This window comes from Streptomyces sp. NPDC107500 (genome assembly GCF_055582785.1).
The window spans coordinates 94,927-118,115 of sequence record NZ_JBVJPF010000012.1 but is presented as its reverse complement, the minus strand read 5'-3'; the positions used below and the strand labels follow the sequence as shown (position 1 = coordinate 118,115).

Here is a 23,189-nt window from a genome sequence, read left to right as displayed (position 1 = left end):
TATACATGTCAAGACAGGCGGGTGCTGCCGCCCGGGCGGGCCCGGGCGGCACCGTGTCTCAGCCGGCGTCGGGGAGAGCGGACAGGACGTCCGCCGTGCTGCCCGTCTCGGCGATGCGCGGGTAGATCTTGGCGATGGTGTGGTCGTGGGCGGTGCCGTCGGTGTCGGTCACGGCGTCGAGCGGAACCGTGACGTGGTAGCCCTGCTCGTGGGCGTCCCGAACGGTGGACTCCACACCGCTGCTGGTGGCGATTCCGGTGACGACGACCTGGGTGACGCCCCGCTCGCGCAGCCAGGCGTCCAGGCCGGTCTTGGTGAAGGCACTGCGCGAGTGCTTGGTCACCAGGTGGTCGCCCGCGCCGGCCTCCAGCTCGGGGACCAGTTCCTTCCACTCGGCAGGGGGTGAGGGGAAGCTCGCGCCGAGGTCGTTGCGGCCGGCGGGGCCGCCGGCGACGTTCACCAGGACGACGGGCAGGCCCCGGCGTCGGAACTCCGCGAGCAGCTCGGCGTTGCGGGCCAGGACGTCGGCGGCCGGATGCGCGAGGGGCAGCGAGACGATGCCCTTCTGGAGGTCGACGACGATCAGGGCGGTCTTCGGGTCGATGCCGGTGACAGACATGTTTCTCCTTGCGGTGGGCCTCACACCGGGTGTGCGGGCCGATTCATGAAATATCCGATTAATCCAGCGCCGGGAGTGTCAAGGTGCCAAGCGCCAGGGCATCGGGGCGCGCGGACGGTCAGGCGTACGGGACCGGCCCGGGAGCCGGCCTAGGGGTACTCCGACAGGCGGCGCAGGGCCGGCAGGCTCGCCCGCAGCCGGGCGGCCTCCTCGGGCGTGAGGCTGCCCACGATCGCCCGGGTGAGCCAGTCGTCCTTGGCGAGCCCTCCGGTGCGGAAGTGCTCCCGGGCCGTCCCGGTCAGGGTGAGCAGGGTCCGGCGGCCGTCGCGGGGGTCCGCGGCTCCGCTCACCAGCCCTGCCTCCTCCAGCGTCCGGACGGTCCTCGCCATCGACTGAGGGCGCACGCCCTCTGCCCTGGCCAGGTCCGTCGCGGTGGCGGTGCCCTCCCGCTCCAGTCGCAGCAGGACGGCCTCCTGCGACTTGGTGAGGTCCCCGACCGTGCTCTGCTCGCGCAGTCTGCGCACGAGTCTGCTGAGCACGATCCGCAGATCCGTCGCGAGCACCGAGGAATCCGTGCTCCGCTCGGCGGGGGGCTGCTTCTGCTGGTCCTGACTCACACCCACAAATTAACATGTATTCAGCAAACTGAACAGTTGTGGTTGGTAAACACATGTGACATCACCGTGTGGTAGGTGTCCAAGCGGTTCACGCGGAGACGCCGGTCGCGTCGACCTCCCGTGCGTACAGCCGGGCCAGCTGGACCCGTGACCGCACACCGAGCTTGTCGAAGGCGTGGCGCAGATGGGTGTTCACGGTGTGCGGGGAGAGGAAGAGCCGCTGGGCCGCCTCACGGTTGGTTGCGCCGTGGGCGATCAGACGGACCACACCCAGCTCCGCCCGGGTCAGTCCACGCCACTCGGGGCCGGTGCCGGCCCCGGGGGCGGACCCCGTGGCCGTGCCGGTGTCCCCCGTCGCCGTCGGCCGGACACCGAAGGCGCGGAGTCTGCTGCGCACCCGCCGCCCGTCGTGCACCGCCCCGCACGCGTCGTACCGGCGCAGCGCCTCCTCGAGACGGGACCGGGCCACCTCGTCGCCCGCCGCCCCGCACGCCCCGGCGTCCTCCAGGGCACGGGCCCGCAGCAGGGGACGGGCGTCGCCGTGGCGGTCCGCCGCCTGCGCCAGCAGGTCCGCGTCCCCCGTGAACAGGCCCCGCGCGTGCACCGCGGCGGCCGAGAACAGGGGCAGGCCCGGGTTGAGCCTCGCCCGCTCCTCAGCGAACCGGACCGCCTCGGCCGCCGTCTCACGCTCCCCGGAGCCCAACGCCGCCGCCACCAGCAGCACCACGTCCCCGGCGTCGGCACACGTCGTGTGCAGGAAGCCACGGCGCAGGTGCGCGGCCGCCGCACCGAGCTGCCGGCGGTTCAGACCCGCGCCCCGGCGCCCCGCGGCCAGCAGTGTGATCCAGGCCCAGGCCTGCTGCGTCTGCGCGTCACCGGCCGCCCCGGGCTCCGCCACCAGGGCGGCGCACTCCTCCAGTTCCCCGTCCTGACCGGTGTGGAGGGCGATCCGGGCCCGGACGCAGGCCAGCGCCGCGTCGTTCGCCGCCGAGTCACCCGCCGGGTGCGCGCCGTTCCCGGCGGCCACCGCCTCCCGGGCCGCCTCGGCCAGCCGCCCCTCGTCCAGCAGCAGCCGGGCCCGCGCCGTGCGCCACAGCGGCAGATACGCCCGCCGGCCGCGCTGTTCCGCGTCTGCCAGGCCGACCTCGACCAGCTCGGCGGCGGCCCGGCCGGCGCCGGCGAGCCCCAGCAGCGCGGCCCGCCAGGCAGTCGACAGGATGACCTCGGGCAGCGCGGGTCCGTAGTCCGGGTCCAGTTCCGCGGCCTGGGCGGGCAGCGACTCGCTGTACGCGAGGGCCTCCGTCCAGCGCTGGCGGTGACACGCGCTCACGGACCGCAGGGTGTGCTGGGTGAGGTCGCTCAGCAGGTGCGTGCCCCGGGCCCGCACCAGGGCGCCGCTCCCGGCCTGCTCGGCCTCGCCCGCCAGCAGGCGGTGCAGCAGGGCCGTCGACAGGAGCTGGTCCTTCACCGGCTGGGGCACGTGGTGATGGTGCAGCGCACGGCGCAGGTGCGCCTCGGCCTGCGCCACCGGGAACGGCCCGCCGGTGCGGACCAGTTCGAGGCACACCTGGGAGTGGGTGACCGCGTCCGGCGGTGCCTGGAGGACCTCTCGGGCCAGCACCCGGGCCTCACCGGGCTCGCCGGTCTCCCACAGCAGCGGCACCAGCCGCGCCGCCAGCCGCATCCGCCGGGGCGGGTCGGTCCGGCTCAGCTCCATCGCGCGGCGCAGATGAGCCGCCGCGGCGGCCGGGGCGAGCGGCACCAGCTCCCGCGCGGCGCTCTCCAGGACGCGCAGGGCCTGCGCGTCCCCCGGCTCGGCGAGGTCGGCGATCTCGCTCGCGAGCGCTGTCGCGGGCGTACCGGCCGCGAGACGCAGATCGACCGAGCGGCGGCGCACGGAGCGCCGTACCGGCGCCGGAACCGTGGCGGCCACGGCGTCGCGCAACGCGGGGTGGACGAAGGCGAGGTGGTCCTGGTCGGCCCGGAGCAGACCCGCCCCGAGCGCCTCGCGCAGCGGCCGCACCAGCGCGCTCTCGCCGAGGTCGAGCAGTCGGCACAGATGGCGCACCCCGAGCCCCGGGTCCACGACGGAGGCGGTCACCACCAGGTCCCTGGCCTGCCGGGTCAGGCCGTCGAGCCGGCGGGCGACGACCGCCGGCCCCACCGGGTCGGGTCCGGTGGGCAGTTCGCCGGCCGCGTCGTCGCGAGCGAGCAGGGCGCACACCTGCCGGACGGCCCCGGGTAGCCCGCCCATCAGCGTCAGGTACGGCTCCGCCTCCCGGGCCCGCGGCCCCAGCAGCTCACGGACGAGCAGGCGTACGGTCCGCGCGTCCCACGCGGTCAGTTCGAGCCGGTCCGTGCCCTCGGCCGGCAGGCCCCGGCGCAGCGCCCGCACGGCCGGCCCTCCGGGATGCGACCGTGAGGCGAGGATCCACAGCACCGGCGCGCCACCGAGCCGCGCGGTGAGCGTACGCACCGCGTACAGGGTCGCCTCGTCGCAGTGCTCCACGTCGTCGACGACGAGCACGAGCGGCCCTCGCCGAGCGGCGGCGCACAGACGGTCCGCCACCCGCCGGGTCAGCTCGTACGGGGAGCAGGACTCCAGGTCGCCCGCGGCCAGCACCGGTGCGACGGCGTCCAGCAGGGGAGCCAGCGGCGGTGTGCCGGGGCCGGCGGACCCGGCACCGGTCAGGACCGTCGCCCCGCGGCGGACGGCCTCCTCGGCCGCGAAGTCCAGCAGCAGGGACTTGCCGGAGTCGGCGGGGCCCTCGACCCACAGCACACCGCCCTCCCGCCGGTGGACCAGGCGCAACAGGCGCCTCACCAGCCCTTCCCGCTGCGCGCGGTGCCCATGAGAAGCCGCCGACGGCACGGAGCGGCCGGCGCTGTCCGGGGCCGGCGCGGTGCCGGCGGCCGTCGGAATGTCGGTGGCCGGGGTCACGGCAGCCTCCAGTGGTCCGGTGGCCGCGCGGGCGGGCCGGCCGGGGCCGGCCGGGCTTCCGCACCGAAGGCGGCACACATATGAGGCGAACTCGGGCGTCGGTCAGCCAGAGGTGTCCTCGGTAGTGCCCCAGCATGTGTCTCCCGGACCCCGTCTGGCTGTCAGGGGTACCGGAAACGGCCGGGGGGCGCGCCGGACGTCCGGTGTGGGGACAACCCCACAATCGCCGCGCGGCGGCCCGCGTTTGCACGGCGCGGCCCCGGCCGGCCCGTCCGCTGCGCACCACGTCAGAGCGGGGTTGCCCAGTCCGGCGTGGGGTGTGCCCTACAAACGTGTGGGGGCGCCCCCAGGGACAGCGAGGGAACACACGACAGACCCCGTCGCAACCACGTTCCAGACTGTCGCTCGAACCGGTGGGGCCCGGCACCGGTCGGCATCGCACGGCGGACGGGCAGCACCCGGCAACTCCGTACGGGCCACCGGCCCGTACGGGACCGGCGGGACCTGCCGACAGGACGCGGACCCACCGCGGCGCCGCACCTGTATGTGGCTGACGAACGGGAAGTGGACATGGCACAGCTGGAAATGCCCCCGACTGCGGCGGCACGGCCCACGTCGAGCCGTCCGGCGGCGAGGGCGGTCGCCGGCCCGGGCGGCGTACTGACCCGGACGGCGATGCTGTCCGGTGCGCTGCTCTCGGTCGCGGTGGGAGCCGTGCTGCTCGTCTGGCCCCCGCGGACGCCGGCCGTGGCGGGGATGCTCTTCGGGGTGCACGTCGCCGTCCAGGGGGTGCTGCAACTCCTCGCCGTGTACGAGTCCCGGGCGTCCTGGGCGGTCCGCGCACTGCTGTGCGCCGCCGGCGTGGCCGAGCTGCTGCTGGGCGCGGTCCTCTTCGACGGCCGGGCCGACACGGTCTTCCTGCTGGGGCTGTGGACCGGCGGCGCCTGGCTGCTGCGCGGCCTCACCATGGCCGTCTCCGTCACCTCGCACTCGGTGAGCCACGTCTTCGTCTACGACGACCTGCTGAACGCGGTCATCGTCTCGGCGGGTCTGTTCATGACCGCCCTTCCCCTGTCCTCCCTGGGGCAGCTCGCCCATGTCGGCGGCTGCGCACTGATGATCACCGGCGCGGTCGAGGCCTTCGCCGCCGCCCGACGCGACCCCCGCACGCTCCGCGCCATCGACTGAGACGTATCCCGGACACCGGGACAGCACACGACCACATACGTGTCCAGGCCGGTCGACCGGCCGAGCCCCTAGGAGGCGACCATGAAGCAGTGCCACCTCTCCCTGGAGATCACCCACTGGGTGACGAACGAACTCGAACTGGAGCTGAACTGCGAGTTCTCGTACGACACCAGTGACCCGCTGGCCGTCACCCTGGTCCTGGACACCGACGGTGAGCGACCGGTGCGGTGGATCTTCTGCCGGCAGTTGCTGGCCGACGGCATGGTGACCCGTTCCGGCGAGGGGGAGGTCGTGCTCTGGCCGCTGCTGGACGACGAGGGCGAGCGGACCGCCTTCTGCGTGCGGGTGGGCGCGGGCGACCGCACGGCGCTCTTCGAGATCCCCACCGAGCCCGTGGGCCGGTGGCTCGCCCGCACCTGGTCCATGGTGCCCCGCGGCACCGAACTGGACGGCGTCGACTGGAACGAACTGGTGCAGCTGGCCGAGTGAGGGCGCCCGCGCGGGGCCGGGCGTCCTCGTGGTGCTCCGGCCTTCCCCAGGGGACGTACCGTCAAGACGGGCCGCCCACCGAGCACGACGACTCGGTGGGCGGCCCGTCGGCGTGCGTGCTGCCGCGCCCGTCCGCCTCGCCCCTCACCGCGCAGCCGCGGGCGGGGGCGGGGGCTCCGCGACGCCCCGCCCGCCGCCGCGTGCTCCGTCTTCGCCGTCTGCGCCCGGCGCGGTGCGGTACGTCCCCCGACGTACCGCCCGTCCTGCGCCCTGGCCGCTCAGACGGCGCGTCCCCGCCTCGTCACGGCGAACCGGGGCGTGCGCCGGGCCCGTTGACGATGACGACGATCCCGGTATGCCACGCCGTGGCGCCGGGACGTCGTGGCGCCGGGACGTCGTGACGTCGTGACGCCGGGAGGATGTGACGCCATGACGCCATGACGCCATGACGCCATGACGCCATGACGCCATGACGCCATGACGCCATGACGCCGAGACGCCGTGGCGCCGGCACGCCGAAACCCGGCCGGTCGGTAGCCCGTGAGGGCTTCCGTCGGCCGGGAGGAGGCGGTCACCGCGACGGCGGTGGACACCGTGCCGCGGTGCGGACGTGTCGACCGGTACGCGCTACCGCACCCGCGGGTCGGGTACGGAGCGGGTCGGGACGGCACGGGACCGGTCGGCGAGCACATGCGTGGTGTACACCAGCAGCGACAGACTGACGGCGGCGAGCACGCAGTAGGCGGTGTCGCTGTCGAAGCTGTCCCACGCCGTATGCAGCCCCACGGCGACCAGGAAGACCAGCGCCAGCAGGCCGATGGCGCGGGGCCGGCGGGGCCGGGCCGCGACCCACCACAGGGCGGCGCTGGTCAGCCCGGTCCACGCCATGTGGGCGGCCGGGCTCAGCAGCCCGCGCAGCACCAGCAGTTGGTCGACCGCGTGCAGATCGCCATTGGACTGCACGAGGACCACGAAGGCGTACCCCATTGTCTCGAACACGGCGAACCCGGCACCCGACGCGACTCCGACGAGCAGCCCGTCACCGGGGTGCCGGCTGCGGACGAGGAGCAGTACCAGGAGCGGCATGACGAGCTTCGCCGCCTCCTCGATCACGCCGACGGCGACCGTCGGCAGCACGTCCAGCAGCACCAGCGTCCGGTACTCCAAGAACCCGGCCGTGACCACCCCGAGGCCCCCGCCGACCAGGGCCGTGGTCCCGACGACCGACGCGCCCACACCGAAGTCGATCCGGCGCCCCGCCACGAAGGTGACGAACGCGGCCGGTGCCAGGGCCGCCCCGAAGAAGATCAGGGCGGGGATCAGATTCGGGTTCTGGGTGGACACCAGTGCCGAGTGGATCAGCCAGAACAGCGCGAGGCCCACGGCCAGAACGGCCACCCAGGCCCAGCACCGGCCGACGGCGAGCAGGGCGCCGTCCTTCCGGTGGACCGCGTTCAGAGTGTCGGACACGAGTTCCTCCCTAGACGGACGAAGTGTGCTGGCCCGAGCGTGTCCCGCCGGACGTCGAAACACATCACTCACATGTGTGATGTGCCGTACCGGTGTCCCGGACACGATGGTGATCGCAGCATCCCGGCGAACGGCGAGTGAGGAGTGCTCAGGTGCCAGGCTTCACCCATGGGCGGGACGACACGTCGTACGCTCCGGACACCCTCGGAACGCGGCCCCGCCGCCTGTGGGTCCTCAGCGGCCACGACGCGGCACTGGTGAACGGACCGGTCTTCCTGATCGGCCTGTTCTACGCGGTCTCCCCGTACGTCCTCGGCTTCGCCGACGCCCACCGCGACCTCGCCACGCACAACCTCGTCGTCGGCTGCGCCGTCTGCGCGCTCGCCGCCGGTTTCACGGTGGCGCCCGAGCGCATGACGGGACTGAGCGCCGCGCTCGCGGTCACCGGCGGCTGGATGGCGCTCTCGCCCTGGGTGGTGGCACGTGACCCGGGCCGTGCCGCCGCCGTCGACGGTGTCGTCCTCGGCGTACTCGCCCTGGTCCTCGGGGTGCTGTCCACCGCGCTGGTGCGCCGCGTCAACCGTCTGCCGTGACCCGGCGCGCAGCCGTCCGTACCGCCCTGCCCCCGTCCGCCGAAGGGCACCCGTGTCCCGCGAGGAGAAGTCCGATGTCCGCACCCGTACCGCCCCGAGACGATCCGCGGTCCCCATGGCGTTCGGAGGGGGTGCCCGACCAGCCGCCCGCCCCGGGCGGTCGCCGACGGCGGCGACTGGGATGGCCGGCGCAGATCGTGCTCTTCCTCGTCGTGTACGTGCTCTCGGGTCTGGTCTACAACGGCATGCACGGCGACGGCACCACGTCCGTCGACTACACCGCGTTCACCGCGCAGCTGGACGCGGGCAACGTCCGGACCGTCTACTCGCGGGGCTCGGAGATCCAGGGCACGCTGAAGCGGGCCCGCGACGTTCCCGGCAAGGACGGCGACGCCACCTATGTCAAGTTCAAGACGTACAAGCCCGCCTTCGCCGACTCCGCCCAACTGTGGCGGGAGATCACGGTGAAGAAGGTGTCGGTGTCCGCCTCACCGGTGGCCCAGGGGCCCGGCCTCGGCCAGTCGCTGCTGGTGTCACTTGTGCCGACCGCGCTGCTGATCGGCGTCTGGGTGTTTGTGGCCCGCAGGGCGGGCGGCGGGCTCGGCGGCGGGGCGGGCGGCATCCTGGGCAACCGCAAGCGGCCCGCCCCGGTCGAGGCGCAGCAGGGACGCACCAGCTTCGCTGACGTCGCCGGCATCGACGAGGTGGAGGGGGAACTGAGCGAGGTCGTCGATTACCTCACCCACCCCGAGGCCTACCGCCGCCTCGGCGCGAAGATGCCGCGCGGTGTCCTGCTCGCCGGTCCGCCCGGCACCGGCAAGACGCTGCTCGCGCGGGCGGTCGCCGGCGAGGCCGGGGTGCCGTTCTTCTCCGCCTCCGCGTCGGAGTTCATCGAGATGATCGTCGGCGTCGGGGCCTCCCGGGTGCGGGAGCTGTTCGCCGAGGCCCGCAAGGTGGCACCGGCCATCGTCTTCATCGACGAGATCGACACCATCGGCCGGGCCCGCACCGGTGCTTCCGTCGGTGGCCACGACGAACGCGAACAGACCCTCAACCAGATCCTGACCGAGATGGACGGCTTCACCGCCTCCGACGGCGTCGTCGTGGTCGCCGCCACCAACCGGGCCGAGATCCTGGACGCGGCGCTGACCCGGCCCGGCCGCTTCGACCGGGTCGTCACCGTCTCGCCGCCCGACCGCGGTGGCCGGGAGGCCATCCTGCGCATCCACACCCGGGCCGTCCCGCTCGCCCCCGACGTCGACCTCGCCCGGATGGCCCGGGTGACTCCCGGCATGACCGGCGCCGAACTCGCCAACCTCGCCAACGAGGCCGCCCTGCTCGCCGTCAAGCGCCGTCAGGACCGGGTGACCGCGTCCGACCTCTCCGACGCGCTGGAGAAGATCCAGCTCGGTGCGGCCCGGACCCTGGTGATGCCCGAGGAGGAGAGGCGGCGCACCGCCTATCACGAGAGCGGGCACGCCCTGCTGGGCATGCTGCGGCCCGGCGCGGACCCGGTCCGCAAGATCACCATCGTGCCGCGCGGCCGCGCGCTCGGCGTCACGCTGTCCGCGCCGGACTCCGACACCTACGCGTACACCGAGGAGTACCTGCGCGGACGCATCGTCGGCGCACTCGGCGGAATGGCCGCCGAGCGGGTCGTCTTCGGGGTGATCACCACCGGTGCGGAGAGCGATCTCGAACAGGTCACCGCGATCGCCCGCGGGATGGTGACGCGCTGGGGCATGAGCGAACGGGTGGGACACCTCTCGGTACTGCCCGCGGACTCCCAGCAGCCCTACGCCATGTCCGCCGCCCCGCGCACCCTCGACCTCGTGGACACCGAGATCCGCCGGATCGTCGACGAGTGCTACGCCGAGGCCCTCTCGACACTGGAGGACAACCGCCACCGCCTGGACGACCTGGCCGCGGCCCTGCTGGAGCGGGAGACGCTGGAGGAGGCGGACGCCTACCGGGTCGCCGGGGTGGCCTCCCGGGGGACGCGACACGGATGACGCCCGCCGTACCCGCCCCCCCCGCAGACGTCTGCGGGGGGGCGGGTACGGCGGGGGACGGCCGGGGTCCCGCGGGACACGGCGGGTGCGTCTGGCCGGGTCAGTCGGGGATCGGGATCCGGATCCGCAGGGTGGTGCCCTCGCCGGGCGGGGAGTCGATGGACAGTTTGCCGTCGAAGGCCGCCACCCGGTCCGCGAGTCCCGTCATGCCGCTGCCGGCGCTGGCCCTGCCCACACCGCCGATCCCGTCGTCCACCACCTTGATCCGCAGCAGTTCGCCGAACTCGACGTGGACGTCGATCCGGGACGCCTGGGCGTGCTTGACCGCGTTGGTCACGGCCTCGGCCACCACGAAGTACGCGTTGGACTCGACCGTGGTGGAGATCCTGCGTTCGTCCTCGCAGGTGACGATCGTCGGCACCGGGCACCGGGACGCCAGGTCCTTCACCGCCGCGACCAGGCCCTTCACCGTCAGGACCAGCGGGTAGATGCCGGAGGCCAGCTCGCGCAGCTCGTTGATGGCCGTCTGCGCGTTGTCGATCGACTGGTCCATCAGATCGGTCGCCGCCGCCTCGGTGTCGGGGAGCATCTCCCGCGCCAGCCGTAGCCCGATCATCAGGCTCACCAGCCGCTGCTGTGCCCCGTCGTGCAGGTCCCGGGCGGTGCGCCGGTGCACCGCCTCGGTGCTCTCCATGATGCGGCGGCGGCTGTCCTGGAGGGAGGCCGCCATGGTGTTGAACGAGGTGCCCAGCGCGCTGATCTCGGCGACCCTGCTGGGTGGGACGCGCACGCCGAGGTCGCCGTCCGCCAGCTCCTGGGCCGCTGTCGCCGCCCCGCGGACCGGACGCACCACGGCCCGGTGCTGGAGCACGGTGAACGCGGCGACGACGGCGAGCGACGCGGCCAGGCCGAGTGCGGCGGTCAGGACCGCCTGGCGGCTGTTGGTTCCCGCGGCGTCCGTGCGTTCCGCGAGCTGCGCGCGTTCGTCGGTCATGTACCGGTGGAACTCGGCCCGCAGGGTGTCGACGCGCTTCTTGCCCTCGACCGCCTCCGGCAGCGAGTGGGCGGCCGGGTCCCCGCGCCGGACCCTCTCGACCAGCGGGACCGAGTAGTCGTCGAGGAAGGACCGCACCCCCCGGGCGATCTCTTCCGCGGTGCGCCGCTGTTCCCGGGAGGTGGTGCTCGCCACGAACGCGCGGGTCTCCGCGGGCAGCGCCTCGCGCGCCGCCTTCCACGGTTCGAGGAACTCCTCCCGCTCGGTGATCACGTAGCCGCGCTGACCGGTCTCCAGGTCGATGAGGAGCCGCTCCATGGAGCCGGACTCGACCAGCGCCGTCCTGGAGGCGCGCCGGGCCGCGACGGAGTTGTTCGCGTCGCTGATCGCCCACAGCAGGACGGCGAAGGCGACACCGATCAGCAGGGCGAACAGGCCACTCGCCACGACCGTGAGACTGGTCAGTCCCAGCTGCCGGTCCCGGTGTTCCCGCGTTGTGTTCATGACCGCCCGCCAGTGGATGTTGTTGAGATCTCAAAAAGTGTGCAGTCAAAGAGGTGGTGATGGTAGGGGTGTCCGAAAGAAATGTGTCGCAGGAGCCGAAGCATGCACGATCCGTGATCACTCGACTCCGGGAGGCGGCGGCTCCTACGGAGTCCGGCCCCGCGCCCGGCGGGCCGATCCGTCCGCCGGGACCGCGGGCCACCCGTCAACGGCCCAGGTCGCAGTGGCGGAACAGGAGCAGGAGGACCAGAGCGGTTGCCGCGCCCGTCCCCGCGGCCAGGGAGTGCCCGGCCAGGTAGGCGACGTCCGGCGCGGACCAGCCGGGTACGGTTTCGGACACCGCGCCCAGGAGCAGGACCCCGCCGCCGCCCAGCCCGGACAGCGCGACGACCGCCGACGGGACCAGCACCGACAGGGCGCCCAGCGGATGCCGGACACCCGCGGCCGGACGCACCCGGCCGGTGGCGGCCAGGACCGCGGTGAGGCCGCAGACTGCGGCGAGGACCAGCAGGTCGGCACCGAGGATGTCGCTGGGCCGGTGCCACCCGGCGGCCACCGTCCAGGCCCCCACGAACGACGCCCACAGGGAGCCGATGCCGACGGCGGCGCCCCGCAGCCGGTACGGCACCACCAGTGCCAGCCCGAAGAGCACACTCGTCGCGATGGCGGTGTGCCCGCTGGGGTAGCTGTTGCCCAGCAGCTCGCGCGGCGCGGCGACCAGCTCCGGCCGCCGGAACACGTCGCGTTTGAGCAGCTCGCCCAGGGCGAGTGAGCCGGCCACGGTGGCGACCGCGGTCCCGGCGAGCGCGTAGCGGTGCCGCGCCACACCGATCACCACCAGCACGGCCACCGCCGTGCCCAGCGACATCACGGTGATGTGGTCCAGCAGCCGGCCCGCCCGGTGTGCGGCGGCCGGTGTCTCGTCCCGCGCCCGTCCCGCCAGCACCGCGTTCTCCCAGCGCTGCCCCGCCGTCGTGCGCACGAAGCCCGCGTAGACCAGCAGCAGTAACGCGACCGCGGTGCCCGCGGCGGCGGTCAGCCGTACCGACACACGCCGCCCGAAGGTGCTTCCGTCGTCTCCTGCCGCGGTCCTCGACACACGCGGAAGCATAGACACACGTAAGCAACCTCATATCGCTCAAACGTGTGATGTGAGGTATTCAGTAAGTATCTACGGTTCCTGTCCGTATACACGTCGATGGTCCGGTCCCGTCCGGAGGAGATACCTCATGCGCGCAGTCACCTATGCCACCTGGCCCGCCCTGGGCGCGGCCCTGGCCCTCACTCTCACCGCATGCGGTGGCGGTGGCGGCTCCGACGCCGGCGGCAGTGGTGACGCCGTCCTCAGCGCGGTCTGGGGCGATCCCCAGAACCCGCTGGAGCCGGCCAACACCAACGAGGTGCAGGGCGGCAAGGTGCTCGGGATGATCTTCAGGGGACTGAAGCAGTACAACCCGAAGACCGGTGCGGCCGAGAACGCGGTGGCGCAGTCCGTCACCACCAGGGACTCCCGCCACTTCACCGTCAGGCTCAAGACCGGCTGGAAGTTCAGCAACGGCGAGCCCGTCACCGCGCACTCCTTCGTGGACGCCTGGAACTACGGGGCGAGCCTGAAGAACAACCAGAAGAACGCCTACTTCTTCGGCTACATCGACGGTTACGACAAGGTCCACCCCGACAGCGGCAAGCAGAGCGCCGACACCCTCTCCGGCCTGAAGGTCGTGGACGACCACACCTTCACCATCCGGCTCAGCCAGAAGTTCTCCACCTTCCCCGACACCCTCGGCTACGCGGCGTTCGCCCCGCTGCCCAAGGCGTTCTTCACCGACCACGACGCCTGGCTGGCCAAGCCGGTCGGTGACGGCCCGTACACCATCGAGTCGTACGCCAAGGGCTCCGAGATGAAGCTGCGCACGTGGGACGCCTACCCCGGCAAGGACAAGGCGCTCAACGGCGGCGTCGACCTCAAGGTCTACACCGACAACAACACCGCCTACACCGACCTGCTCGCCGGCAACCTCGACCTGGTCGACGACGTCCCGGCCCAGCAGCTCAGGAACGTCAAGAACGACCTGTCCGGCCGCTACCTGAACACCCCCGCCGGAATCATCCAGACCCTCGCCTTCCCGTTCTACGACAAGGACTGGAACACCGCCGGGGCCGCCAAGGTCCGCAAGGGCCTGTCGATGGCGATCGACCGCGCCCAGATCACCAAGACGATTTTCCAGAACACCCGTACCCCCGCCACCGACTGGACCTCCCCCGTCCTCGGCGAGAGCGGCGGCTACCAGGCGGACCTGTGCGGCGCCGCCTGCGAGTACAACCCCACCGAGGCAAAGAAGCTGATCCAGGAGGGCGGCGGCCTGCCCGGCGGCCAGATCAAGATCAGCTACAACGCGGACACCGGCTCCCACAAGCAGTGGGTCGACGCGGTCTGCAACTCCATCAACAACGTCCTGGGCAACGACAAGGCCTGCGTCGGATCCCCCGTCGGCACCTTCGCCGACTTCCGCGACCTGATCGGACAGGACAAGCTGACGGGCCCGTTCCGGGCCGGCTGGCAGATGGACTACCCGCTCATCCAGGACTTCCTGCAGCCGCTCTACTACACCGGCGCCTCCTCCAACGACGGCAAGTGGTCCGACAAGCGGTTCGACAAGCTCGTCGACCAGGCCAACGCGGAGAGCGACCCGAAGCAGGCCGTCAAGCTCTTCCAGCAGGCCGAGGGCGTCCTGCGGGACAACATGGGCGCCATCCCGCTGTGGTACCAGAACGGCAGCGCCGGCTGGTCGGACCGGGTCTCCCACGTGACCCTGGACCCGTTCAGCGTCCCGGTCTACAACGAGATCAAGGTCGGCTGATCCACCATGGGGCGGTATGTGGTGCGGCGACTGCTCCAGATGATCCCCGTGTTCGTCGGAGCCACGCTGCTGATCTTCCTCATGGTGAACGTCCTGGGCGACCCGGTCGCGGGCCTGTGCGGCGACAAGACCTGCGACCCGGCCACCGCTGCCCAGCTCAAGCGCGAGTTCGGCCTCGACCGGCCGGTCCTCGAGCAGTACCTGACCTACATGGGCCATGTCCTCACCGGTGACTTCGGCACCGCCTTCAACGGCGAGAAGGTCATCGACCTGATGGGCAGCGCCTTCCCGGTCACCATCCGCCTGACGGTCGTGGCGATCGTCCTGGAGATCGTCCTCGGCATCGGTCTAGGCGTCCTCACCGGCCTGCGCCGGGGCCGGGCCCTCGACTCGGGGGTCCTGCTGCTCACCCTGGTCGTCATCTCGGTGCCGACCTTCGTGACCGGACTGCTCCTGCAACTCCTGTTCGGCGTCGAGTGGGGCTGGATCTCCCCGTCGGTGTCCCCCGAGGCACCCTTCGGCGAACTCTTCGTGCCCGGCCTGGTCCTCGCCTCGGTCTCTCTGGCGTACGTGACCCGGCTGACCCGCACCTCCCTCGCGGAGAACCGGCGCTCCGACTACGTCCGCACCGCCATCGCCAAGGGCCTGCCGCGCCGCCGGGTCGTCACCCGGCACCTGCTGCGCAACTCGCTCATCCCCGTCGTCACCTTCATCGGCACGGACATCGGCGGCCTGATGGGCGGCGCCATCGTCACCGAGCGGATCTTCAACATCCACGGCGTCGGCTACCAGCTCTACCAGGGCATCCTGCGCCAGAACACCCAGACCGTCGTCGGCTTCGTCACCGTCCTGGTGCTGGTGTTCCTGGTGGCGAACCTGCTCGTCGACCTGCTGTACGCCGTACTCGACCCGAGGATCCGCTATGCCTGAGCAGTCGCCGTACGAACCCGAGGGCGCGATCACCGGGAGCGGCGCCGGTGGAGCGACGGACCTCGCGGTGAGCGAGGCCCGATCCCTGGAGCCGGCGTCCGCGAGCCCGCGCGGCCTGTGGGCGGACGCCTGGCACGACCTGCGCCGCAACCCGGTCTTCATCGTCTCGGCGCTGGTGATCCTCTTCCTGGTCGTCATCTCCCTGTGGCCGTCCCTGATCGCCTCGGGAAATCCGCTCAAGTGCGACCTGTCCAAGGCCCAGCAGGGCTCCGGACCCGGCCACCCCTTCGGCTACGACGGCCAGGGCTGTGACGTCTACACCCGGACCGTCTACGGCGCCCGCGCCTCGGTCACCGTCGGCGTCCTCGCCACCCTCGGCGTCGCCGTCCTCGGATCCGTGCTCGGCGGGCTCGCCGGGTTCTTCGGCGGCATCTGGGACGCCATCCTCTCCCGGGTCACCGACGTCTTCTTCGCGGTCCCCGTCGTCCTCGGCGGCCTGGTGCTGCTGTCGGTGGTGACCAGCAGCACGGTGTGGCCGGTGATCGGCTTCATGGTGCTGCTGGGCTGGCCGCAGGTGTCCCGCATCGCCCGCGGCTCGGTCATCACCGCCAAGCAGAACGACTACGTGCAGGCGGCACGGGCACTGGGCGCCTCCAACTCCCGGCTGCTGCTGCGGCACATCGCGCCCAACGCCGTCGCCCCCGTCATCGTCGTGGCGACCATCGCGCTGGGCACCTACATCTCCTTGGAGGCGACCCTTTCCTACCTCGGCGTCGGCCTGAAACCGCCGGCCGTCAGCTGGGGCATCGACATCTCCGCGGCCTCGCCGTACATCCGCAACGCCCCGCACATGCTCCTGTGGCCGGCGGGCGCCCTCGCGGTCACGGTGCTGGCGTTCATCATGCTCGGCGACGCGGTGCGCGACGCCCTCGACCCGAAACTGAGGTGAGCCGCCGCCATGCTGCTCGAAGTGCGCGACCTGCACGTGGAGTTCCGCACCCGCGACGGGATCGCGAAGGCCGTCAACGGCGTCTCCTACGGCGTATACGCGGGCGAGACCCTCGCCGTGCTCGGCGAGTCCGGCTCCGGCAAGTCGGTGACGGCCCAGGCCGTGATGGGCATCCTCGACTCGCCACCCGGCCGGGTCACCGGCGGTGAGGTCCTCTTCGAGGGCCGGGACCTGCTGAAGCTGAAGGAGGAGGAGCGCAGGAAGGTCCGCGGCGCCGAGATGGCGATGATCTTCCAGGACGCGCTGTCCTCGCTGAACCCCGTCCTGACCGTGGGCGACCAGCTCGGCGAGATGTTCACCGTGCACCGGGGCATGTCCCGCAAGGACGCCCGGGCCAAGGCCGTCGAGCTGATGGACCGGGTCCGCATCCCGGCCGCGAAGGAGCGGGTGCGGCAGTACCCGCACCAGTTCTCCGGCGGCATGCGCCAGCGCATCATGATCGCCATGGCGATGGCCCTGGAGCCCAAGCTGATCATCGCCGACGAACCGACCACCGCCCTCGACGTCACCGTCCAGGCCCAGGTGATGGACCTGCTCGCGGAACTCCAGCGCGAGCTGCACATGGGCCTCATCCTCATCACCCACGACCTGGGCGTGGTCGCCGACGTCGCCGACAAGATCGCCGTCATGTACGCGGGCCGCATCGTCGAGACCGCCCCGGTCCACGACCTGTACAGGAAGCCCGCGCACCCGTACACCCGCGGCCTGCTGGAGTCGATCCCGCGCCTGGACCAGAAGGGCCGGGAGCTGTACGCCATCAAGGGCCTGCCGCCCAACCTCACCCGCATCCCGCCCGGCTGCGCCTTCCATCCCCGTTGCCCGATGGCCCAGGACGTCTGCCGTACCGACGAACCCGCTCTGCACCCGGTGGACGACCACCGGACGAGTGCCTGCCACTTCTGGAAGGAGAACCTCGGTGCCTGAGCCGATCCTGGAGGTGCGCGGCCTGGTCAAGCACTACCCGCTGACCCGGGGCATCCTCTTCAAGAAGCAGGTCGGCGCGGTGAAGGCGGTCGACGGCGTCGACTTCCACCTCGACCGCGGCGAGACCCTCGGCATCGTCGGCGAGTCCGGCTGCGGCAAGTCCACGGTCGCCAAGATGCTGGTCAACCTGGAGAAGCCGACCGCCGGCGAGATCCGCTACAAGGGCGAGGACATCACCAAGCTCTCCGGGAAGGCCCTCAAGGCGGTCCGCCGGAACATCCAGATGGTCTTCCAGGACCCCTACACCTCCCTCAACCCCCGCATGACCGTCGGCGACATCATCGGGGAGGCCTACGACATCCACCCCGAGGTGGCGCCGAAGGGCGACCGGCGGGCCCGGGTCCAGCACCTCCTGGACGTGGTCGGCCTCAACCCGGAGTACATCAACCGCTACCCCCACCAGTTCTCCGGCGGCCAGCGCCAGCGCATCGGCATCGCGCGCGGCCTCGCCCTGCGCCCGGAGATCATCGTCGCCGACGAACCCGTCTCGGCCCTCGACGTCTCCGTCCAGGCCCAGGTGATCAACCTGATGGGCCGCCTCCAGGACGAGTTCGACCTGTCCTACATCTTCATCGCGCACGACCTGTCGATCGTCCGGCACATCTCCGACCGGGTCGGGGTGATGTACCTCGGCCGCATCGTGGAGACCGGCCGGGACGCCGAGATCTACGACCACCCGACCCACCCCTACACCCAGGCCCTGCTGTCCGCCGTACCGGTGCCCGACCCGGACGCCCGGGAGCACCGCGAGCGGATCATCCTGGCCGGCGACGTCCCGTCCCCGACGAACGTCCCCTCCGGCTGCCGCTTCCGCACCCGCTGCTGGAAGGCGCAGGAGCGGTGCGCGCTGGAGGTGCCGGCCCTCGCCGTACCCGCCGAGTTCCAGGGCGTGTCCGGCCCCGCCGCCCACGACTCCGCCTGCCACTTCGCCGAGGACGCGCTGTCACTGCGGTGACAGCGGCGTCGGGTGTCACCTGCTGCCTGATGTCGTATCCCCACATCCGTCAGCCGTGACAGGTGGGTACCCTCAGGTGTGGTGGCGAACTGCGATGCCACCAGACACCGTTCCGCACATGTCTGTGAACTCGACACATGTCTGTGCCCGACAGGAACTGAGGCGAAGTGGATCTGCAACTCGCGGGCAAACGAGCCGTCATCACCGGTGGCAGCCGCGGCATCGGTCTCGCTGTGGGGCGGGCCCTCGCGGCGGAGGGGGCGTCCGTCGCACTGGTCGCCAGGACCGCCTCCGACGTCGAGGAGCAGGCCGGGGTACTCCGAGCGGAGACCGGGGCGGACGTGATCGGTGTGGTGGCCGACACGGGCGACGGCGCGTCGGTGACCGGGATGGCCCGCGTCGTGAAGGACCGGCTCGGTGGCGTGGACATCCTGGTGAACAACGCCGCCATGACGAACCCCGGGTTCATTCCCGAGGACGACCTGGAAGCCGAGATCAACGTCAAGGTCCGCGGATATCTGCGGTGCGTCCGCGCCTTCGCCCCGGAGATGACGGAACGCGGCTGGGGCAGGATCATCAACATCAGCGGTCTGGCGGCCCGTCACGCCGGGTCGGTGACCGGTTCGATCCGCAACGTGGCCGTGGTCGCCATGTCGAAGAACCTGGCGGAGGAACTCGGCCCGTCCGGGGTCAACGTCGTCTCGGTGCAGCCCGCCGCCACCCGGACCGACACCTGGCTCGACAACCTCGGTCGCAGGGCCGAGGCCCTCGGGTGCGAGCGGGCGGAGCTGGAGCGGCAGATCGCCGCGACCGTCTCCATCGAGAGAATCGTGGAACCGCACGAAGTGGCGGCCGTCGTCGCCTTCCTGGCGAGCCCGCTCAGCGTGGCCGTCAACGGCGACACGATCGCCGCCGGCGGCGGGGTGAAGGGGCCGATCTTCTACTGACCGACGTCAGGGACTTCGCCGTCACCCTCCGGCGGTCGTCCTGCCAGGTGTGAGCAGCGGAACACGTATCAGACGGTACATGTTCGTCCGCCTACAATACGTTCCATGCGCCTCCCGCGACGAGTGCTGCGCACTGTCGGCCGCCTCATCACCCATCTCAGCGCCGGTCCCGCGCGACGGGACCGGCCGCCCACCGTGGTCCAGGAGTTCGCGGCCCGCCGGCCCGTCGTCCTGGCCCTGTGCGCGAGCACGCCGATCGCCGTGATCATGGTCCTCGCGGCCCGGCCGGTGCTGGGCACGATCAGCGGTGTGCTGTTCGTGCTGGCCAACTGGGTTCTCGTCGCCGCCGTTCTCGCGCTCGCGGGTTACGCGGAACGGGCACGGCAGCGGCGCCGTAGCGCCCGCCGTGCCCGGTGGTAGCCCGACCGGTTCCCCTCGAGGCCGTACGGCCGGCCTCCACCGGAAGCTTCCGCTCGGATTCTTGCTTCCACACAGACCGGACACATACCTCAAAAGGCTGCTATAACCGATGTGTCACATTAGGTGTGACCACCCCGACGACCGTTCCGGGGGCACGCCCCGGCGCACCTTTGAGAGGCCCTGATGTACCGCAATCTCCTCACCGCCGTCGACTGGCAGGCCGGGAGCGTCTGCAGAGACGAGGACCCGGAGCTGTTCTTCCCCATCGGAGAGACCGGCCCCTCCGCGCTCCAGATAGAAGAGGCCAAGGCCCTGTGCGCCCTGTGTCCCGTCGTCGAACCCTGTCTGCGCTGGGCGATGGAGAGCAGGGAGGTCCATGGCATCTGGGGCGGCACGACGGAGGCGGATCGTCGCCTGCTCCACCACCGGGCCCTCCGTGCCAAGGCCCGCGCCGCCGCCGGACCCGGTGCGCCGGCGTCGGCGTCGGCCTGAACGCGTCCCCGTCTCAGGCCGTCGCACCGGCCGTCACCAGTCGTCGTCCTGGAACGGGGCGACGCTGTACGCGGTGGCCGCGAGCAGCGCGGTGATCGTCGCGCCGATGGCCACGAAGACGCCCGCGGTGGCGCACTTCTCGCCGATGCCCAGCGCCGTCGTGAACGGCAGCAGAGCCAGTGCCACGGTGACCAGCGTGGCGATCCAGGTGAAGAAGGCGCGCGGCTGGGCGACGGTCAGCAGCAGCAGGTGCAGCAGTCCCGTCGCCGCCAGGGCGCCGACCGCGGCCCAGGCGGCCAGCCAGCCCGTGGTGACGTCGCCCCAGACCCCCGCGTGCCGGGGGGCGAAGACCGGGATGCCGAGCACGCCGCGCACCAGCATCGTCGCCACGGCGGCGACCAGAGCCGCCACGACCGCCGTGGCCACGCCCGTGGCCCACAGCCGTCCGGCCGCGACGGGGCGCGGCGGCGTCGGAGGGCCGTACTTCGGGCCGTCGCTCGGTCGCCGGTGAGGAGCATCGCCATAAGGAGTCACACCGGCCATGACATACCTCCCCTGTATACAAGTACCAATGTGTGGACTTGTCCGGGTTCCAGCATGCCTCCGCGGGCGACGAGATGCCATCCATGGGCGGAAACGTGTGATATCCGACTGTGACCGGGACCGTCCGTTCAGGACAGGCGCCGAGGGGCCGCGAGCGGCTGGAAGAGGTCCCACCGCACCTTGGGCCGCGGCAGTCCGCGGCGTTCCAGGTACCGGTCCGTCGCACGGCCGGTGCGGCGCAGGAGCCGTATCCCGTCGAGCCCCTTCCCCGAACCCATGGGCTCCAGCACCGAGTCGGGAACGAGCAGCCAGTCGTCGCCCGCCTCCTTGAGTTCGCCGCGCACCACCGCGTTGGTCAGGTTGTTCAGTTGTTCGTCGTGCCGGTGCACCAGCAGCGAGGCCGGACCGGCCGTCGCCGCGCAGTCGGCCGGCACGCGCACCGCGAAGCCGTCAGCCGTCGCGACGGGCCTGGTCCGGGCGAGGACGGGCGCGCCAGACGCGTCCCGGGCGGCCAACACCGCCGTGGGGTATGCGGCGAGTTGCGCCGCCCCGGGCAGCGGCACACCGGTTACCGGGGCGGGCTCCACCTGCGGCACGGGCGGTTCGGCGGCCGGACGCACGAGCACCCGCTCGGGGGTGACGGTGATGACGAGTCGCAGGTAGTACCAGTCCGTCAGCCGCCGCAGGGGCCGCGCCAGATACGACCTGCTGTGCGGCTGCCGCTCGAACAGCAGCCGCCAGTACTCCTCCAGGCCCTCGGGCCCGGTGCGTATCTCCTCGGGACATTCGGCCGTACCTCCCACGAAGAGGTGCGGAGGGTTGTCCAGACCGCTGCCGGTGGGATCGGAGAAGAGCAGGGCGACGCGCCCTTCCCGGCGTACGTTCAGCGCCTTCTGGGCGAACGCGAGACACGTGGTCACCACGAGCCTGCCGTCCTCGCGGCGCCATACGGCGGTCGGCCACGCCGTCGGCGTGCCGTCGCGTCCCAGCGTGACGAACTCAGCGGTCCGGTAGGTGTCGAGAACATCCAGGGGAGCTGAGTCGAGTACCGTCATCGAGCTGTTCCTTCGGTCGGTGGATCCCTGCCGCCCGCCACGAGCGGGCGGCGAACTGACATGCTGCCACAGCCGGTTCACTCCTACGTGTGCGGACGAGAGGAGACGAGACACCTCGTCCGCACGTGTATGCGGGTAGTCACCCGCAGCGCATCGCCCGGCAGGCGGCGGTCGGAGGGCCGAGCGACCGGGAGCGGTGTCTCGGCGCGCGGCGCGTCCGTGGGCGGACCGCGTTGTTCCGGTCGGCCTCCGGGCTCGGCGGCTCCATGCGGTGCGGGAGAGTCCGAGCCCTCTTCCAAGTCGAATGACTGATGCGCAACGGTGGCCCTCCTGTGAGAGTCGGACCAGCGGTGCCGATGTGGGTCGGGTGCGCCGAGCCTCTTCGGTGTCGGCGGGCGGCGGGCGCGGGGTACGGGGAAAGGGAAGTGCGAGATGACGGCGATCACCGGTGCCTGGGGGAGCGTCCTCGACGTGATGGAGCAGCCGGTCTGGGCTGTGGACTCCAAGCACGCCGTTCGCTATGCCAATCCCGCGGCTGCCCGGAAGCTGGGGCACGAACGCTCCGGCGACCTGCTGGGCCGCGACGGCCGTCCGCTCACCGTGGCGTCCGGCGGGCCGCCGGAGCCGGTCGGCCCGACCGGTGCCGGATGCGGCGAGGGCGTGCTGCTCCGCGCCGACGGCTCGCTCCTGCTCGTCGAGTGGACCGTCGTACCGCTGGACGGGCCGGACGGTGACACGACCCTGTACGTGTTCCGGCCCCTGCCCGTCCCGGACCCCGCCGCCCAGGGCGCGGACGACGCGAGTCCCCCGTATCGCCTGCTGGAACATCGCCAGGCCGAGCGCCGGCACCACTACGCCGAGACACTCCAGTACGGGGCACAGGAGAATCTGGTCCGGGCCCTGCTCGGGCTGAGCCTGGCCCGCCAGGAGTTGGGCGCCGTGCCCTCACGGGCGCTCGACCTGCTGCACGACGCGGCCCGCGACACGGAGGAGGCCCTGGCCGGTGTCCGGGAGGTCACCGACGCCCTGAGCCCCGGTGCCCTCAGGGTCGGCGGGCTGCCCGCGGCGCTCGCCGCCCTCGCCCGGCGCTGCCCGGTTCCGATGGCCGTCTCCGGCACACTGGACGAGCGGCTGCCCCGCCTGGTCGAGACGCACCTGTACCTCCTCGTCGCGGAGGCCGTCGAGCGGGCCGTCGAGCACGGCCGCGCCGGTCACGTCGAGGTGTGCGCCGACACCGGAACCCACCTGGTGGTCACCGTCCTGGACAACGGGGTGCCGCCCACCGGGGCCGCGGACGCCGCAGCGTTGTCCGCCCTGGCCCAGCGCGCCGCGACCCTGCACGGCACGCTGACGGTAAGTCACACGCCCCATACCGGCACCGCGCTCACGGTGGTCGTCCCGCGCTGAGGCACCGTTCGTAGTCCGGTCGAACCGGAGTCGTACCGGACTCCGTGGTGGCCTCCCCTTCCCTGCGCCCCGGTCGCGCTCTCCGGGCGAACACGTCTGCCGAACCCACACGACAAATCCTACTTCGATGCTTACAAGGGGTTAACGCGAGATGACCTC

At 71.9% G+C, this 23,189-nt stretch carries 21 protein-coding genes; 13 read left to right on the top strand and 8 right to left on the bottom strand.

Translation table 11 applies throughout. The annotated features are described in order from the left end of the window. Positions 1–58 precede the first annotated feature (58 nt). The 3 genes from ACZ67M_RS37120 to ACZ67M_RS37110 form a co-directional block, all read right to left on the bottom strand. Positions 59–619, bottom strand: a complete 561-nt coding sequence (locus ACZ67M_RS37120; RefSeq protein ID WP_469854277.1) for a cysteine hydrolase family protein — start codon at positions 617–619, stop codon at positions 59–61. A gap of 149 nt (positions 620–768) precedes the next feature. Beyond that, complete coding sequence (locus ACZ67M_RS37115) at positions 769–1,236, bottom strand: MarR family winged helix-turn-helix transcriptional regulator (protein WP_469854276.1); 468 nt, start codon at positions 1,234–1,236, stop codon at positions 769–771. An 88-nt stretch (positions 1,237–1,324) separates the two neighbouring features. Next, the gene (locus ACZ67M_RS37110) at positions 1,325–4,177 is read right to left on the bottom strand and encodes a LuxR C-terminal-related transcriptional regulator (RefSeq protein WP_469854275.1); all 2,853 of its coding nucleotides are present in this window, start codon (positions 4,175–4,177) and stop codon (positions 1,325–1,327) included. Positions 4,178–4,747: 570 nt separating this feature from the next. Here ACZ67M_RS37110 and ACZ67M_RS37105 point away from each other — a divergent pair. Further along, entirely contained in the window at positions 4,748–5,365 is a 618-nt protein-coding gene (locus ACZ67M_RS37105; protein ID WP_469854274.1) for a DUF308 domain-containing protein, read from the top strand. Positions 5,366–5,446: 81 nt separating this feature from the next. Next, a complete protein-coding gene (locus ACZ67M_RS37100; protein WP_469854273.1) occupies positions 5,447–5,854 on the top strand; it encodes an SsgA family sporulation/cell division regulator in 408 nt (135 codons plus the stop codon). A 627-nt stretch (positions 5,855–6,481) separates the two neighbouring features. On the opposite strand, the gene ACZ67M_RS37095 is transcribed toward ACZ67M_RS37100, so the two are convergent. Beyond that, complete coding sequence (locus ACZ67M_RS37095; protein WP_469854272.1) at positions 6,482–7,324, bottom strand: PrsW family intramembrane metalloprotease; 843 nt, start codon at positions 7,322–7,324, stop codon at positions 6,482–6,484. Between the two features lie 152 nt (positions 7,325–7,476). Here ACZ67M_RS37095 and ACZ67M_RS37090 point away from each other — a divergent pair, with 152 nt between their 5' ends. Continuing rightward, positions 7,477–7,917, top strand: a complete 441-nt coding sequence (locus ACZ67M_RS37090; protein ID WP_469854271.1) for an SPW repeat protein — start codon at positions 7,477–7,479, stop codon at positions 7,915–7,917. Between the two features lie 74 nt (positions 7,918–7,991). Then, a complete protein-coding gene (gene ftsH, locus ACZ67M_RS37085; RefSeq protein ID WP_469854270.1) occupies positions 7,992–9,929 on the top strand; it encodes an ATP-dependent zinc metalloprotease FtsH in 1,938 nt (645 codons plus the stop codon). 100 nt (positions 9,930–10,029) lie between these two features. Here the strand turns inward: ftsH and ACZ67M_RS37080 are convergent, their stop codons facing one another. Continuing rightward, complete coding sequence (locus tag ACZ67M_RS37080; RefSeq protein ID WP_469854269.1) at positions 10,030–11,427, bottom strand: CHASE3 domain-containing protein; 1,398 nt, start codon at positions 11,425–11,427, stop codon at positions 10,030–10,032. 205 nt (positions 11,428–11,632) lie between these two features. Next, positions 11,633–12,526 carry a phosphatase PAP2 family protein gene (locus ACZ67M_RS37075; protein ID WP_469854268.1) on the bottom strand — a complete coding sequence of 298 codons (894 nt, stop codon included), beginning with the start codon at positions 12,524–12,526 and terminating at the stop codon, positions 11,633–11,635. Between the two features lie 130 nt (positions 12,527–12,656). Between ACZ67M_RS37075 and ACZ67M_RS37070 the strand changes: the two genes are divergently transcribed. From ACZ67M_RS37070 to ACZ67M_RS37035, 8 genes are all read left to right on the top strand, one after another. Then, positions 12,657–14,288, top strand: coding sequence for a peptide ABC transporter substrate-binding protein (locus ACZ67M_RS37070; RefSeq protein WP_469854267.1), 1,632 nt, complete (start codon positions 12,657–12,659; stop codon positions 14,286–14,288). Between the two features lie 6 nt (positions 14,289–14,294). Further along, complete coding sequence (locus ACZ67M_RS37065; protein ID WP_469854266.1) at positions 14,295–15,218, top strand: ABC transporter permease; 924 nt, start codon at positions 14,295–14,297, stop codon at positions 15,216–15,218. Next, positions 15,211–16,167, top strand: coding sequence for an ABC transporter permease (locus ACZ67M_RS37060; protein WP_469854265.1), 957 nt, complete (start codon positions 15,211–15,213; stop codon positions 16,165–16,167). Before ACZ67M_RS37065 ends, ACZ67M_RS37060 begins: the two co-directional genes overlap by 8 nt. 9 nt (positions 16,168–16,176) lie before the next feature. Further along, complete coding sequence (locus tag ACZ67M_RS37055; RefSeq protein ID WP_469854264.1) at positions 16,177–17,151, top strand: ABC transporter ATP-binding protein; 975 nt, start codon at positions 16,177–16,179, stop codon at positions 17,149–17,151. After that, a complete protein-coding gene (locus ACZ67M_RS37050) occupies positions 17,144–18,166 on the top strand; it encodes an ABC transporter ATP-binding protein (protein ID WP_469854263.1) in 1,023 nt (340 codons plus the stop codon). The genes ACZ67M_RS37055 and ACZ67M_RS37050 overlap by 8 nt, the downstream gene beginning before the upstream one ends. Positions 18,167–18,333: 167 nt before the next feature. Continuing rightward, on the top strand, positions 18,334–19,113 hold the full coding sequence (locus ACZ67M_RS37045; protein WP_469854262.1) for an SDR family NAD(P)-dependent oxidoreductase: 780 nt from the start codon (positions 18,334–18,336) through the stop codon (positions 19,111–19,113). Between the two features lie 105 nt (positions 19,114–19,218). Beyond that, positions 19,219–19,533, top strand: a complete 315-nt coding sequence (locus ACZ67M_RS37040) for a hypothetical protein (protein ID WP_469854261.1) — start codon at positions 19,219–19,221, stop codon at positions 19,531–19,533. A gap of 183 nt (positions 19,534–19,716) precedes the next feature. Next, on the top strand, positions 19,717–20,025 hold the full coding sequence (locus ACZ67M_RS37035; RefSeq protein WP_469854260.1) for a WhiB family transcriptional regulator: 309 nt from the start codon (positions 19,717–19,719) through the stop codon (positions 20,023–20,025). 33 nt (positions 20,026–20,058) lie between these two features. On the opposite strand, the gene ACZ67M_RS37030 is transcribed toward ACZ67M_RS37035, so the two are convergent. Together ACZ67M_RS37030 and ACZ67M_RS37025 are read right to left on the bottom strand one after the other, a co-directional pair. After that, complete coding sequence (locus ACZ67M_RS37030) at positions 20,059–20,568, bottom strand: DUF6069 family protein (protein WP_469854259.1); 510 nt, start codon at positions 20,566–20,568, stop codon at positions 20,059–20,061. 128 nt (positions 20,569–20,696) lie between these two features. Continuing rightward, positions 20,697–21,623, bottom strand: a complete 927-nt coding sequence (locus ACZ67M_RS37025) for a pyridoxamine 5'-phosphate oxidase family protein (protein WP_469854258.1) — start codon at positions 21,621–21,623, stop codon at positions 20,697–20,699. A gap of 432 nt (positions 21,624–22,055) precedes the next feature. Here ACZ67M_RS37025 and ACZ67M_RS37020 point away from each other — a divergent pair, with 432 nt between their 5' ends. Continuing rightward, positions 22,056–23,030, top strand: a complete 975-nt coding sequence (locus ACZ67M_RS37020) for a PAS domain-containing protein (protein ID WP_469854257.1) — start codon at positions 22,056–22,058, stop codon at positions 23,028–23,030. Positions 23,031–23,189: the final 159 nt, after the last annotated feature.